General features: G+C 69.1%; 14 protein-coding genes and 1 tRNA gene. 8 read left to right on the top strand and 7 right to left on the bottom strand.

The window, feature by feature from the left end; translation table 11 throughout:
• Positions 1–32: 32 nt before the first annotated feature.
• Positions 33–106: transfer RNA gene (locus J2852_RS03195), tRNA-Gly, on the top strand.
• A 190-nt stretch (positions 107–296) separates the two neighbouring features.
• Here the strand turns inward: J2852_RS03195 and J2852_RS03190 are convergent.
• The 5 genes from J2852_RS03190 to J2852_RS03170 all read right to left on the bottom strand — a co-directional run bounded on the left by J2852_RS03190 (position 297) and on the right by J2852_RS03170 (position 6,131).
• Positions 297–1,667, bottom strand: a complete 1,371-nt coding sequence (locus J2852_RS03190) for a heme biosynthesis protein HemY (RefSeq protein ID WP_209870864.1) — start codon at positions 1,665–1,667, stop codon at positions 297–299.
• Positions 1,664–3,451 carry a COG4223 family protein gene (locus J2852_RS03185; RefSeq protein ID WP_209870861.1) on the bottom strand — a complete coding sequence of 596 codons (1,788 nt, stop codon included), beginning with the start codon at positions 3,449–3,451 and terminating at the stop codon, positions 1,664–1,666. Before J2852_RS03185 ends, J2852_RS03190 begins: the two co-directional genes overlap by 4 nt.
• Positions 3,452–3,529: 78 nt before the next feature.
• A complete protein-coding gene (locus J2852_RS03180; protein ID WP_209870859.1) occupies positions 3,530–4,294 on the bottom strand; it encodes a uroporphyrinogen-III synthase in 765 nt (254 codons plus the stop codon).
• A 13-nt stretch (positions 4,295–4,307) separates the two neighbouring features.
• Positions 4,308–5,234 carry a hydroxymethylbilane synthase gene (gene hemC, locus J2852_RS03175; protein ID WP_209870854.1) on the bottom strand — a complete coding sequence of 309 codons (927 nt, stop codon included), beginning with the start codon at positions 5,232–5,234 and terminating at the stop codon, positions 4,308–4,310.
• Positions 5,235–5,288: 54 nt separating this feature from the next.
• Complete coding sequence (locus J2852_RS03170) at positions 5,289–6,131, bottom strand: class I SAM-dependent methyltransferase (RefSeq protein WP_209870851.1); 843 nt, start codon at positions 6,129–6,131, stop codon at positions 5,289–5,291.
• Between the two features lie 48 nt (positions 6,132–6,179).
• Between J2852_RS03170 and tsaD the strand changes: the two genes are divergently transcribed.
• The 5 genes from tsaD to J2852_RS03150 all read left to right on the top strand — a co-directional run bounded on the left by tsaD (position 6,180) and on the right by J2852_RS03150 (position 9,441).
• Positions 6,180–7,253 carry a tRNA (adenosine(37)-N6)-threonylcarbamoyltransferase complex transferase subunit TsaD gene (gene tsaD, locus J2852_RS03165; RefSeq protein WP_209870849.1) on the top strand — a complete coding sequence of 358 codons (1,074 nt, stop codon included), beginning with the start codon at positions 6,180–6,182 and terminating at the stop codon, positions 7,251–7,253.
• A 73-nt stretch (positions 7,254–7,326) separates the two neighbouring features.
• Positions 7,327–8,346, top strand: coding sequence for an NAD(P)H-dependent glycerol-3-phosphate dehydrogenase (locus J2852_RS03160; protein WP_209870846.1), 1,020 nt, complete (start codon positions 7,327–7,329; stop codon positions 8,344–8,346).
• A gap of 80 nt (positions 8,347–8,426) precedes the next feature.
• Positions 8,427–8,558: a hypothetical protein gene (locus J2852_RS31945; protein WP_281418404.1), complete on the top strand. Its 132-nt coding sequence runs from the start codon at positions 8,427–8,429 to the stop codon at positions 8,556–8,558.
• A 154-nt stretch (positions 8,559–8,712) separates the two neighbouring features.
• Positions 8,713–8,997 carry a YciI family protein gene (locus J2852_RS03155; RefSeq protein WP_209870843.1) on the top strand — a complete coding sequence of 95 codons (285 nt, stop codon included), beginning with the start codon at positions 8,713–8,715 and terminating at the stop codon, positions 8,995–8,997.
• A gap of 30 nt (positions 8,998–9,027) precedes the next feature.
• Positions 9,028–9,441: an EVE domain-containing protein gene (locus tag J2852_RS03150; RefSeq protein WP_209870838.1), complete on the top strand. Its 414-nt coding sequence runs from the start codon at positions 9,028–9,030 to the stop codon at positions 9,439–9,441.
• 22 nt (positions 9,442–9,463) lie between these two features.
• On the opposite strand, the gene J2852_RS03145 is transcribed toward J2852_RS03150, so the two are convergent.
• Complete coding sequence (locus tag J2852_RS03145; RefSeq protein ID WP_209870834.1) at positions 9,464–9,703, bottom strand: hypothetical protein; 240 nt, start codon at positions 9,701–9,703, stop codon at positions 9,464–9,466.
• Positions 9,704–10,061: 358 nt separating this feature from the next.
• On the opposite strand from J2852_RS03145, the gene acs reads away from it, so the two are divergent.
• Both acs and J2852_RS03135 read left to right on the top strand, forming a co-directional pair.
• The gene (gene acs, locus J2852_RS03140) at positions 10,062–12,002 is read left to right on the top strand and encodes an acetate--CoA ligase (RefSeq protein ID WP_209870831.1); all 1,941 of its coding nucleotides are present in this window, start codon (positions 10,062–10,064) and stop codon (positions 12,000–12,002) included.
• 133 nt (positions 12,003–12,135) lie between these two features.
• A complete protein-coding gene (locus J2852_RS03135; protein WP_209870828.1) occupies positions 12,136–12,987 on the top strand; it encodes an MBL fold metallo-hydrolase in 852 nt (283 codons plus the stop codon).
• Between the two features lie 7 nt (positions 12,988–12,994).
• Here the strand turns inward: J2852_RS03135 and J2852_RS03130 are convergent, their stop codons facing one another.
• Positions 12,995–13,459 (bottom strand): thermonuclease family protein, encoded by a 465-nt coding sequence (locus J2852_RS03130; protein WP_343206671.1) that lies wholly within the window; start codon positions 13,457–13,459, stop codon positions 12,995–12,997.
• Between the last annotated feature and the right edge of the window lie 215 nt (positions 13,460–13,674).

The raw sequence follows: 13,674 nt of genomic DNA, 5'->3' as shown, positions 1-13,674 counted from the left end.
GGCGTGAGCGTCGCCTATAAACAGGGGGCGGCGCGGGTGTAGCTCAATGGTAGAGCAGAAGCTTCCCAAGCTTACGACGAGGGTTCGATTCCCTTCACCCGCTCCAATCTCTCCTTAAAAACCGAAACGATCCGGAACATCGACGCTGATGTTTCCAGCCTGCTGGCGATAGGCCATGCGGGGCCGTGCTCGCTTCACGCTTCTCATATGTGGGTTTAAGCCGCGCCCAACGTTAATCCCTGCTCAAAAGAAAACGGCGCTTCCTGTGGAAAGCGCCGTTTTTACTTTGTCAGTGCTTAGCTGGCCGATTGGGGAAGGGCCGCGCTATGGGGCTGGTGGGCAATGGCCGGAGAGGTCTCGGGCGCCATCAGGGACACCGTCATGGTCGGGGCCTTCCATTGCAGGCTGTCGAAGGCGCCGCAGTGGCCGCACAGGCCGCCCCAGCCGTGGCTGACCGCGTTGCAGGCGTCGCAGGTCCAGGCCGGGTCGGATGGTGCCGCCGCCGCCTGGGCCAGCCAAGCGCGCGCGGCTTCCTCGTCGTTGTGCTCGGCCCGCTCCAGATCCGCCAGCAGGCGGTAGAGGCGGCGCGAGGGCTGGATTTCCAACGCCTTGTTCAGATGCGCGCGCGCCTCGCCCCAAAGCTGCGCGTCGAGGGAGGCGCGGGCCACCGAAATGTGCGATTCGACATCGTTGGGGGCGAGGTTGCGCAGCTTCTCGAACAGCTTCACACGCGTCAGGGGATCGTAGCCGTCGATCACCTCGCGGTAGGCGTCGGTCAGGTCCGGGTGCGGGCCGGCGCGCCACGCGCGTTCGACCGTCTTGGCGGCGTGCTTGTGCTTGCCGGCGCGAACCAGCAGGCGCGCCGCGCGGGCCGCCGCCGGGATGAAGCCGGGCAGCAGGTCGTGGGCCGCCTGGGCGTGCGACAGGGCGGCGTCGCCACGGCCCCGGCGCTCGGCCTCGAAGCTGCGTTCCAGCAGAAGGGCGGCACGGTGGCGGCGGCCTTCCTCGGGGTTGATGGCGCCGGCCTGGATCGCCTGCTGCAGCGTGCCTTCGGCTGCCGCCCAGTCGCCCGCACGGGCTTCCAGATCATAGAGCGTACCGAGCAGCCAGGGCGTGTTGGGCTGGAGCGACTGCGCCCGGCGGGCGAGTTGCAACGCTTCCACCCGGTCGCCGGACTTGATCGCCTGGGTCAGCAGGCCGCGCAGGCCGAGGAAGGCCGTTTCCGGCCGGTCGAGCATGGCGGTGAAGTATTCCTTCGCCGCACGGTCGTCGCCCTGAAGCTGGGCGGCCTGGGCCGACAGCAGCATGGTCAGCGGCGGCTCGTTCAGCAGCCCGTCGGCCTTGCGCGCCATCTTGCGCGCGGTGGCCGCGTCACCAGCGGCGACCGCGACCATGCCGCGCGTCAGCGCCTTGTAGCCGCGCTCGCGCCGGCGGGAGCGGCTGTAGCGGCCGATGTTGCGCGGCGCGCGGATGAGGGCGCGCACGAAGCGGTAGAGCAGGGCGGCGGCACCGAGCGCGGCCACGGCGATGAGCACGGCGATGCCGAAGCTCGTCTCCACCACGTAGCCCTGCCAGTTGATGCTGACGGTGCCTGGCCGATCGGCCAGCCAGACCGCGATCGCAACAACGATCGCGACCTTGGCGAGGAACCAGAGCGCGCGGATCATTGGCCGTTCCCCTTGCCGGAGGCGGCCCCGCCGGCCGCCTGCGACAGCAGGCCGATGGCGCGGGAGGTCAGCTGCTGGCCGGCCTGGTTGGCGGCCAGACGGGCCTTGGCATCGGCGATCCACGGGGCGGCGGTGTCGGCCGCCGGACCCTTCAGGGCGGCCAGCTCCTCCACCGCCTTGGCGAGGTTGCCTTCCTGCACGGCGGCCTCGGCGCGGGCGGCCACCGCGTCGGCGCTGTCGCCGACCACGCCGCCACCCTGGCGGCGCACGGTCACCAGCGTGGCCAGCTTGCCGGTCACCTGATTGACCCAGTCGTTGCCTTCGCCTCGGTTGGCGGCGCGCACGACCTCGGGAGCCAGCGCCTGGAAGCGGTCGGCCAGCTGCGGCTGGGTCGGCACGCCCTTACCGGCGTAGGCCGCCACGGCGTCGAGCGGCTGGGCGATCTGCGGATCGCTGACGCCCAGCGCGCGCACGGCCTGGAGTTCCTGCTGGAACGGCTGGCCGGTCGCGAGCGCAGAGCGGAGCTGACCGGCGGCGAGCACCAGGGCCTGGGCGGAGGCGGCGGCGTCGCGGCGCGTCTCGACCGTCTGGTTGACCGTTTCAACGGTTTGGTTGACGGAGGCGAGCTGCTGCTTCAGGCCGTCGACCTCTTTGCGGAGTTCCTCGGCGGCCTGCGTGTTGCTGCCCACGGCGGCGACGCGCTGTTCGATGCCGCCGAGCCGTTCGGCGAGCTGGTTCACGCGCGGGTCAGCCTCGGCGGTGGCGCCGCCGGCCTGCTGCACGCGCTGGTCAAGCTGATCGATGCGGCCGGAGAGCTGGCGCAGGGCGTTTTCCAGCGTCTGCGGATCGACGCCGCCAGAGGCCGGGGCGCCATTGGCGGCGGCCGGACGCTGTTCCAGACGGCCGACGCGCTCGGCGATCTGCTGAAGCTGGGCGCGGACCGCCGGGTCGGCTTGGGCCGGTTGGGCAGGCTGCGCCGCCGTCTGGGTGGTCGTGGCGGTGCGGGCGGGCCAGCCCGGAACGCGCGGACCCCACCAGGGCTCCGACAGGGCGGCGGCACCGACCAGCAGGGCAATCAGCGAGACGGCGGTGGCGAAGCCAGCGCCGGAGCGGCGCTCCTCGCGCGGGTATTCGGGGGTGGTGTAGACCGGGGCGGCGGGCTCGACCGTCTCCGTGCGGGGCGGCTCGGAGCGGAGCGGTTCCGTGATAGCCGGTTCCGTGGCCTTCGCGTCGGCATTGGCAGGTTCGGCGGGGGCCGGCTCAGCGGTGGCTGGCTCGACCGCCTTGGGCTCCGACACGGTGTCCGAATCGGCGGGCTTGGCGATGATGACCGGCTCGGCGGTCACGGTGTCGGCGCCCGGCAGGGTGTCGGCCGGCTTGGCGGCGTCCACACCCTCGGGGGCGGAGACAGCGGCGGCTTCCGAAGGCAGCGGCGTCACGGAGGCGGCGGCATCGATGACGGGAGCGTCCGCAGCCGGAACGTCCGCGGCGGGGCGATCCTCGCTCGGCGTGGCGGCTTCCAGGTCCGCCTCGTCCAGCTTCACCCGATGCTTGGCGGCGGCGGTGCGCAGGTCGGCGTGGCGGGCCAGCGGGATGGCCCCGCGCTTCTTCCAGCCCTGCACGGTGGTCACCGGGATGTTCAGCTTGTGCGCCATGGGGCGGATGCCGCCGAAGCGCTCGATGATGCGCTCCACGGCCGCGCTGCCGGGGGCGGTGTTGTTGTGGTCCGAGGGCTGGTGGCCGTTCGGGTCGGCCTCGTTTTCGGAACCTGGGCGAGGGGTCATGAGGTGCCTTCTCGGTCGCTGTTATTCTTCGACGAACGCCGCCTTCTTGCGAAAGCCACCGCCCCCAAGCAGCAAGGCTCAGCCCGCTTCCCCGGATGGTTCCGGCAGCAGGCCGAGCAGAGCATCCTGCTCCGGCCGTGGCGCCACCCGTACGTCTTGCCACGGCGTCACTCCCTGGTCGCCGTACGTGCGGGCAGCCTCCGCGACCGCGGGGCTGAGGCAGAGCGCGTCCACTGTACGACAGCAGTCGATCAGCCCCGCCTCGTTGACCAGCCTAACAAACGAACGGGCGGTACGGGGAGAGAAAAACAACACGGCGTCGAGTGTTCCCGTACGCAGCGCGCGGCCCGTGTTTTCCGAAAGCCGCGTGCTCGGCACCGCGTCGTACAGCGTGGCGCGCCGAACGGAAAATCCGTCTTCCGTCAGCATTCCCGCCAGATCGCCGGCCAGCTTGGTGCCTGCGACATGAAGCAGCACCCCCGCCTTCGGCGCGACCCGCGCGCGCACCAGATCGGCCAGGGCGTACACGTCGCCCGACGCGCTTTCGACCTGGGTAAAACCGGAAGTACGAGCGGCATAGGCCGTCGCATCACCAACCGCATAGACCGGCAGGCCGCGCCGTCCTGTACGTCTGGCGTATCCGCGTACGCCGTTCATGCTGGTGAAGAGCAGGGCCTGTACGTCGTGGAGGTCCGGTTCCGGCCCGTCGAGCCAGACGATCTCCAGCATCGGTTCGGTGGACGCGTCAAAGCCCTGGGCGCGCAGATGCGCGGCCAGCGGTTCGGCGTCCTCCGCCGGGCGGGTGACCAGGATGTGCGGTCGCTTCCCAATGGACCCAGTCATGCCGACCCCCTCCTTACGGCAGGAAGAAGTTGGGAGGCAGGACCGCCTTGATCTCCGCGCCCGCGTCGGCGCCGAGCGCGGCGGCGTCCGTCGCGGCGCCGCTGCGCTCCGCCCGGAAGACCTGTTTGCCGTCGGGGGACAGCACCTTGGCCTTCAGGGACAGCCGGTCGCCGTCGAGTGTGGCGAGCGCCGCGATGGGCGTCCGGCAGGAACCGTCGAGCATGGCGAGCAGCGCGCGCTCCGCGCCCACGCGGGCCTCGGTGTCGGCGCAGTGCAGCGGCTCCAGCAGGGCGCGGGTCTTGTCGTCGGCGCTGCGGATCTCGATGCCGATGGCGCCCTGCGCCACGGCGGGCAGCATCACACCGGTTTCAAGGACGGCGGTGATGCGCTCGGTCAGGCCCAGGCGGCGCAGGCCGGCCAGCGCCAGCAGCGTGGCGTCCACCTCCCCGGCGTCGAGCTTGGCGAGGCGCGTCTGCACGTTGCCGCGGAAGGGAACGACCGTCAGGTCGGGGCGGCGTTCGAGGATTTGCGCTTGGCGGCGCAGCCCGGCGGTGCCAACGACGGAGCCGGTGGGCAGGCTGTCGATGTCGTGACCGTCGCGCGAGAAGAAGGCGTCGCGCGGATCCTCGCGTGGCAGCAGGGTGGAAATCTCCAGCCCGTCCGGCAGCCAGGTCGGCACGTCCTTCATCGAATGGACGGCAAGGTCGGCGCGGTTTTCGAGCAGCGCCTCCTCCAGCTCCTTCGTGAACAGGCCCTTGCCGCCGGCCTCGGCCAGCGTGCGGTCGAGGATGCGGTCGCCCGTGGTCTTGAAGACGACGATCTCGATGGCGCCGGGGGCGGCCAGATGCGGGTGCGCCGCGATCAGACGGTCGCGGGTCTCGTGGGCCTGCGCCAGCGCCAGAGGGCTGCCGCGCGTGCCGATGCGGAGCGGTTCGGTCATGCCGGAGTGTTCTAGGCAATCCGCCGCGCTTTGCAAGCGTTGGCAGCGCCCGTGCTACTCTTTGGCGAGAAGGCGCGCGGTCACCACCATGCGGCGGCTGTCCACGGTCCAGGATGAGGCCTCAAAGTCGCCAGTCAGCGATTCGATGGCGAAGCCGGCGGAGTCCAGCATCAGCTCCAGCTCGAACCGGAAGATCATGCGCCAGGTGAAGGCGAATTCGCTGACCTCGATCTTGCCGTCGGGCAGAAGCTCGTCATACCAGCCATACAGGCGCTGGCGCTGCTGCTCGTCCAGGCGCGAGGCGAGCGAGTTCTTGACGTACCGGTTGCCGGTGCGCGGGTTGCGGCGCGGCTCGGACGGGGAGGGCTTCTTCTCGGCGTCCAGCGACAGGGTCAGCGGGTTCATCACATCCAGCGCCAGTCGGCCGTCCGGGGCCAGATGCGCGGCGGCCGAGGCCAACGTGCGCCGCTCCGCCGTGAAGTCGGGGATCAGCATCAGAACGTTGAACGGGATCGCGGCGAGGCGGAAACCGCGCACCGGCAGGTCCAGCGCCGTGGCGTCCTGCTGGATGACATGGACGCGGGCCTGCACCTCCGGCGGTTCAAGGGCCAGCTTGGCGCGCAGCTGGTCCAGCATCGCGGCGGAGATGTCCACCGCCCACACCTTGTGCCCGGCGCGGGCCAGCGGGATGGTTAGGCGCCCGGTGCCGCAGCCGATCTCCAGGACTGGACCGCCTGTCGCCTCCGCCTGTTCCTTGTAGAAGGCGACGTCGCCCAGGATGCCGATGCGGGCCAGGGTCGCCGCATCCTCGGCGCGCACGTCGCCGATCTCCAGCGAGGGATAGTCGCCGTCGTAATAGAGGATGCTGGCGTCGGTGTCGGGCACGTCCTTATTCATGGGGCAAAACCCTATACCAGAGCGCCGGAGGCGGCTAGTTTGGCGGCCATGATCGTTCTTGGAATCGAAACGAGCTGCGACGAGACGGCGGCGGCCATCGTCACCGACGCGCGGGAGATCCGCGCCGATGTGGTGCTCTCGCAGCTGGACGACCACACGCCCTACGGCGGCGTCGTCCCGGAAATCGCCGCGCGCGCCCATCTGGAGCACCTGGACGGGCTGATCCGCCGCGCCATGGAGAATGCGGGCCTGGGCTTCGGCGACATCGACGCGGTGGCGGCGACCGGCGGGCCGGGCCTGATCGGCGGCGTCATCGTCGGCGTCATGACCGCCAAGGCCATCGCCGCCGCGCGCAAGCTGCCCTTCGTGGCGGTGAACCATCTGGAAGGCCACGCCCTGACCGCGCGGCTGACCGACGACGTACCGTTCCCCTACCTGCTGCTGCTGGTCTCCGGCGGGCATTGCCAGTTGCTGGTGGTGGAGGGCGTCGGGCAGTACCGGCGTCTGGGGACCACCATCGACGACGCGGTGGGCGAGGCCTTCGACAAGACCGCCAAGCTGCTCGGTCTCGGCTACCCCGGCGGGCCGCTGGTGGAGAAGGCGGCGGGGCGGGCGACCAACCCCGGCCGGTTCGACCTGCCGCGCCCGATGGTGGGGCGTCCGGGCTGCGACTTCTCCTTCTCCGGCCTGAAAACCGCCGTGCGTCGGCATGTCGAGGAACTCGGCAAGCCGTTGTCGGAAGAGGATCAGGCCGACCTTGCCGCCGCCTTCCAGAACACGGTGGCGGAGGTGATGGCCGACCGCTGCGCCCGCGCCATCCGCCAGTTCAAGGAAGCGCATCCGCAGGGCAGCGCGCTGGTCGTGGCCGGCGGCGTGGCGGCCAACAAGACTCTGCGTGCGCGCCTGTCGAGCCTCGCCGAACAGCAGGGCATGACCTTCGTGGCGCCGCCGCTGCGGCTGTGCACTGACAACGCGGCGATGATCGCCTGGGCGGGAATCGAGCGCCTGCGCCTCGGCCAGACCGACCCGCTGAACTTTGCCCCGCGCCCGCGCTGGCCGCTTGACCCCACGGCGAAGCCGGCCATCGGCAAGTCCGGCGTGGGATCCGGGGTGAAGGCGTAAAGCCGGCGGTTGCGAGCATCACAGCTGCCGTCCTAAACAGGCGTCCGAACATCGGAGCGAGCGGGGACACGACATGACGGCAGGCGGCACGGCGACTTACCGGCGCATCGGCGTCATCGGCGGCGGCGCCTGGGGCACGGCGCTGGCGCTGGCGGCCCTGCGCGCCGGGCGCGAGGCGTTGCTGTGGGCGCGCGAGCCGGCCGTCGTGGAGTCCATCAACACCGCGCACGAGAATCGCGACTATCTGCCGGGCGTGACTCTGCCGCCGGAGCTTCGGGCGACCGGCGATCTGGCGGAGATCGGTGCTTGCGACGCCATTCTGCTGGTGACCCCGGCGCAGCATCTGCGGTCGGGCTGCCGGCAATTGGCGCCGCATCTGCGGGCGGGCGTGCCGGTGGTCATCTGCGCCAAGGGCATCGAACTCGACAGCTTTGCCCTGATGAGCGAGGCGGCGGAGGTTGAACTGCCCGCCGGGACGCCCATCGCCGTGCTGTCCGGCCCGACCTTCGCGGCCGAGGTGGCGCGGGGGCTGCCGACCGCCGTGACGCTGGCCTGCGCGGACACCGCCATCGGTGCGGCTCTGGTCGAGGCGCTGGGCAGCCGCACCTTCCGCCCCTACCTGTCGGACGACGTGGTCGGCTCCCAGATCGGCGGGGCGGTGAAGAACGTGCTGGCCATTGCCTGCGGCGTGGTGGAGGGGCGCAAGCTCGGCGACAACGCGCGGGCGGCGTTGATCACGCGCGGTCTGGCGGAAATCACCCGGCTGGCGCTGGCGCTCGGCGGACGGGCGGAGACGCTGATGGGGCTGTCGGGTCTGGGCGACCTGACGCTGACCTGCTCCAGCCTGCAATCGCGCAATATGTCGCTGGGCGCGGCGCTGGGGCAAGGGCGTACGCTGGCGGACATCCTGGCCGAGCGCCGTTCGGTGGCCGAGGGCGTCTACACCGCCGCCGCCGTGGTCGGGCTGGCGCGGAAGAAGGGCGTGGACATGCCGCTCTGCGCGGCGGTGGACGCGATCCTTAACCGGGGCGCCGATCTGGACGAAACGATCGCCGGTCTGCTGGCGCGCCCGTTCCGGGGCGAGGGAAACTAGCCTTCCGCTCTCGGATGGGTTGCAAGGGCGGTTCTTTCCGTGGCACGCTGCCTGCGGTTCCCAACGAGGAGGCTCAATCCATGTCCGCCCTGACGTTCCTGCTGCAGACCCTTGCCGCGCTGGCGCCCCGCGCCGCCGCGCCGCTGGCCGTTTGGGGCGTGGGCGGCAAGGCCGGCGGACGAGAGGCCGTTAAACGCAGCACCGCCGGATGATCGGCCTGCGCCGTCCCGCCCGCGTTGCGCGCGCCTGCCGTTCTGGTGGGCGTATCGCGGCGGTTGAGCCCCGCTTTCCTGAAGCGTCTCCGCCGCTTCCCACCGGACCCCGGCTGCGCTAGGCTCCCCCGCCGAAAGAACGGGAGGGTCCCCAATGCTTTACATGTTCCACTGCACCGACAAGGCGGGTGCGGCGCAGGTGCGCCTCGACAACCGTGCCGCTCATCTGGCCTATCTGGAGTCCATCGGCGAGCGCCTGTACGCCGCCGGCCCGCTGCTGTCCGACGACGGTCAGGCGATGGTCGGCAGTCTGTTAATCGTAGATTGCGCCGATGGCGCCGCCGCCCAGGACTTCGCCGCCAACGACCCCTACGCCAAGGCCGGCCTGTTCGAAAACGTGACGATCCGGCCGTGGCGCCGGGTGTTCCCCAAGGACTGAGCCCCAAGGATTGAGCGGAGACGGACGACGATGGCCCGCTGGCTTCTGAAGTCGGAGCCCTTCAAGTATTCGTGGGACCGCATGGTCGCCGACGGTACCACCCATTGGGACGGCGTGCGCAACCACCAGGCGTCGAACAACCTGAAGGCCATGAAGATCGGCGACCGCGCCTTCTTCTACCACTCGAACGAGGGGCTGGAGGTGGTCGGCATCGTGGAGATCGCGCGGGAATACTACCCGGACCCCAGCGATCCGGCCGGCCGCTTCGGCATGGTGGACGTGCGGGCGGTGATGCCCGTGAACTCGCCGGTCACGCTGAAGACCATGAAGGCCGACCCGCTGTTGCAGGGCATGTCGCTGGTGCGCCAGTCGCGCCTGTCGGTCTGCCCGGTCACCGACGACGAATGGGCGCGCGTCTGTGAACTGGCAGGGATTGCGGCTTGATGTGAGGTGAGAAAAGCGGGCGCTACTCGGCCGGCTCGCAAATGGTCGCCTGGAGATCCTGGGTGGCCTGAAGCATGCGCCGGGCCAGCGCCCGCACCTCCGCCGCCGCGTCGGCGAAGCCCTGCTCCTCCCCTGTTGGGGGAGCGGCGCGCAGCACGGCGTCGATCACCATCAGGTTGGTGCGGTTGCCCATCTGCGTCAGACGGCTGGCCAGATCGATCCCGCCGGTCGTGGTGCCGTCCGCGTTGGTCGTGCTGGCCATGTCGATGCCCTTGCCAAGGTGGCGTGCTGTTTTCCTGTGCCGCACACACTAGGCGGTTTCGGTTAATGCGTGGTTAAGCTTGCACGAGGCGGGCCCGAAGGGGTCCTAGGCCAATCGGCTAGGCGCGACAAATAGTCGCGCGCTGACGTGCATTCTTCAATTCGGCTTTTTAAACAAACAGGCGCTGCACCGCAACAAAGGGGACTTCAAGACCCCTTTCGTATGAGTGTCCAATCGGCCGTTTTGCTTGTCGAACCGGGGACTTGTGTGGATAATGCCCGGCAACAGGGGCGGTGCTCGGCCGCTCTAAAGCCTGATCAGGGCACAACCAGAAGCACTACGGGGGAATCGCGAGCCAATGTCCGACAATACCTATTTTCCTGTGAAGCCGGAGATCGCCAAGGCCGCTCACATCGACGAGGCCGCCTACGCGCGCCTGTACGAGCAGTCGGTCAAGGATCCGGAGGCTTTCTGGGGTGAGCAGGGCAAGCGCATCGACTGGATCAAGCCCTACACCAAGGTCAAGGATGTCAGCTACACCGGCGACGTCCACATCAAGTGGTTCTATGACGGCACGCTGAACGTTTCGGCCAACTGCATCGACCGCCACCTCGCGACGCGCGGCGACCAGACCGCGATCATCTTCGAGGGCGACGATCCGTCGGTTTCCAAGCACATCACCTACAAGGAACTGCACGAGCAGGTCTGCCGCCTCGCCAACGTTCTGAAGAAGAACGGCGTCCGGAAGGGCGACCGCGTCACCATCTACCTGCCGATGATCCCCGAGGCCGCCTACGCGATGCTGGCCTGCACGCGCATCGGTGCCATCCATTCCATCGTGTTCGGCGGCTTCTCGCCGGACAGCCTGAAGGACCGCATCGTCGACTGCGACAGCCACTTCGTCATCACCTCGGACGAGGGCCTGCGCGGCGGCCGCAAGGTTCCGCTGAAGGCCAACGCCGACAAGGCCGTGGCCGGCGCGCCGGGCGTCAAGCACGTGCTGGTCGTCAAGCACACGGGCGGCGACGTCGCCTGGACCGAGGGCCGCGACCTCTGGTACCACGAGGAAGTCGCCTCGGTGTCCGCCGACTGCCCGCCGGAGGAAATGAGCGCGGAAGACCCGCTGTTCATCCTCTACACCTCGGGTTCGACCGGCAAGCCGAAGGGCGTGCTGCACACCACCGGCGGCTATCTCGTCTACGCGTCGATGACCCACCAGTACGTCTTCGACTACAAGGACGGCGAGGTCTACTGGTGCACGGCCGACGTGGGCTGGGTCACCGGCCACAGCTACATCGTCTACGGCCCGCTCGCCAACGGCGCGACCACGCTGATGTTCGAAGGCGTGCCGACCTACCCGGACATCTCGCGCTTCTGGCAGGTCATCGACAAGCACAAGGTCAACATCTTCTACACCGCCCCGACCGCCATCCGCTCGCTGATGCGCGAGGGTGAGGGCCCGGTGAAGAAGACTTCGCGCCAGTCGCTGCGCATCCTGGGTTCGGTCGGCGAGCCGATCAACCCCGAGGCGTGGCTGTGGTACTACAACGTGGTCGGCGATGGCCGCTGCCCGATCGTGGACACCTGGTGGCAGACCGAGACTGGCGGCATCCTGATCACCCCGCTGCCGGGCGCCATCGGCCAGAAGCCGGGTTCGGCGACGAAGCCCTTCTTCGGCGTCAAGCCGGTCATCGTGGACAACGACGGCCAGATCCTGGAAGGCGAGACCGAGGGCAACCTGTGCATCGCCGACAGCTGGCCGGGCCAGATGCGCACGGTGTTCGGCGACCACGAGCGCTTCGTCCAGACCTACTTCTCGACCTTCGCCGGCTACTACTTCACCGGTGACGGCTGCCGCCGCGACGCCGACGGCTACTACTGGATCACCGGCCGCGTGGACGACGTGATCAACGTGTCCGGTCACCGCATGGGCACGGCCGAGGTCGAAAGCGCGCTGGTCGCCCACCCGAAGGTCGCCGAGGCCGCCGTCGTCGGTTACCCGCACGACCTCAAGGGCCAGGGCATCTACGCCTACGTCACGCTCAACGCCGGCGAAGTGCCGTCGGAAGAGCTGCGCAAGGAACTGGTGAACTGGGTCCGCAAGGAGATCGGCCCGATCGCCTCTCCGGACCTGATCCAGTGGGCTCCGGGCCTGCCGAAGACCCGTTCGGGCAAGATCATGCGCCGCATCCTGCGCAAGATCGCCGCGAACGAGCACGACAGCCTGGGCGACACCTCGACGCTGGCGGATCCGACCGTGGTCACCGACCTCGTCGAGAACCGCATGAACCAGGCCTGATAAGGCCCGGGTTCACGGGGAACGTTACGGACCGGGGGCCTTCGTGGCCCCCGGTTTCGTTTCGGCTCCGGTTTCGTTTCGGAACGGGCTTGTCTCCGCCCTGTTGTGTCGCCGAACCCTCAAAGAGACGGCGATGCGGATCCATCACCTGAATTGCGGAAGCGCCTGCCCGGTGGGCGGCCGGCTGTTCGACGGCTACAGCCGCGGGCTGACCGCGCATCTCGTCTGCCATTGCCTGCTGATCGAAACCGACCAGGGGCTTGTGCTGGTGGACACCGGGTTCGGGCTGCGCGACGTGCACCAGCCGCGCCCGCGTCTCAGCCCCTTCTTCCTGGCGCTCAACAACATCCAATTGCGCGAAGAGGACACGGCGCTCCGCGCCGTCGAACGGCAGGGCTTCCAGGCGTCGGACGTGCGGCACATCGTGGTGACGCATCTGGACTTCGACCACGCCGGCGGCATCGAGGATTTTCCCAACGCCACCGTCCATGTCTTCGGGCGCGAACTGGAAGCGGCCCGCGCGCAGCGGCATGGCTTCATCGCTTCCCAGCGCTACCGCACGCAACAGTGGGACGAGGCGGTAAACTGGCAGGCCTACGAGGCCGGCGGCGAGCCTTGGTTCGGCTTCGAGGCGGTGCGCGACCTGAAGGGGCTGCCGCCGGAGATCCTAATGGTCCCGCTGGTCGGCCACACCTGGGGGCATTGCGGAATCGCGGTGGACACCGGCGGACACTCGAATGGCGGGCACTCGAATGACGGGCAATGGCTGCTGCTGGCCGGCGACGCCTACTTCTTCCATGGCGAGATGGACGTGAACAACCCGCACTGCCCGCCGGGCATGCGCGCCTATCAGGCGATGATGGAGGTGGACCGCAAGTCCCGCCTCGCCAACCAGGACCGGCTGCGCGGTCTGCTGCGCGGCCACGGCGGGGAGGTGCGGGTCATCTGCTCCCATGACAAGGTTGAACTGGACCGCTGCCGCTGAGGACGGCTTACCCCACGCCCGCGCCGTCGCACCAGGGCTGGCGGCGTTCGCCGTGATAGGGGCGGGCGAGCCCGGCCTTGATGAGCGATTGCGACAGGTCGTCCCCGCCGAAGGTCACCACGCGGGCGCGCACCCGGCCGCCGTACTTATCCGGCTGCACGTCCATCAGGCTGATCGTGCTGGCCCCGATCAGGCGCCGGGTCAGGTCGCGGGCGGCCTCGGCCAGTTCCTTTTCGCGGGGGCAGCGGGCGCGCATCTCCGGCGCATCCAGCCCATCCACCCGCACGTTGGTCTCGACCACCTGCCCCAGCCAGATCATGGCGCGCACGGTCAGCGTGTCGCCGTCCACCACTTCCAGAACCTCGGCTGGAATGGGGCCGGGCAGCAGCGGCGAGGCTCCGCTGGCCCTCTGCGGCAACGCGCCGCCGAACAGGGCCGCGCACAGGATCAGAACGCGCATTCCGGTTGACACGGCGGACCTCCCTGCACGCACAAAGCACCGTTGGCTTGGCCGTATCCTACGATGGCGGGCGAGGCGGAGCAATAACAAACAGGGACTATTGTCCTTTAATGCATATGTATGTGTTTTTGTTGTCCGGTTTATAGGTTTAATGTCATCGCTTTCGGCGGAAAGCCTGCCCAGCGCGCTCGGTCACTTTCCGCCGAAAGAAAGCACCGCGTTCCGGA

Source organism: Azospirillum soli, assembly GCF_017876165.1.
GTDB classification, from domain to species: domain Bacteria; phylum Pseudomonadota; class Alphaproteobacteria; order Azospirillales; family Azospirillaceae; genus Azospirillum; species Azospirillum soli.
This window is presented reverse-complemented; position numbering and strand designations above follow the sequence as displayed.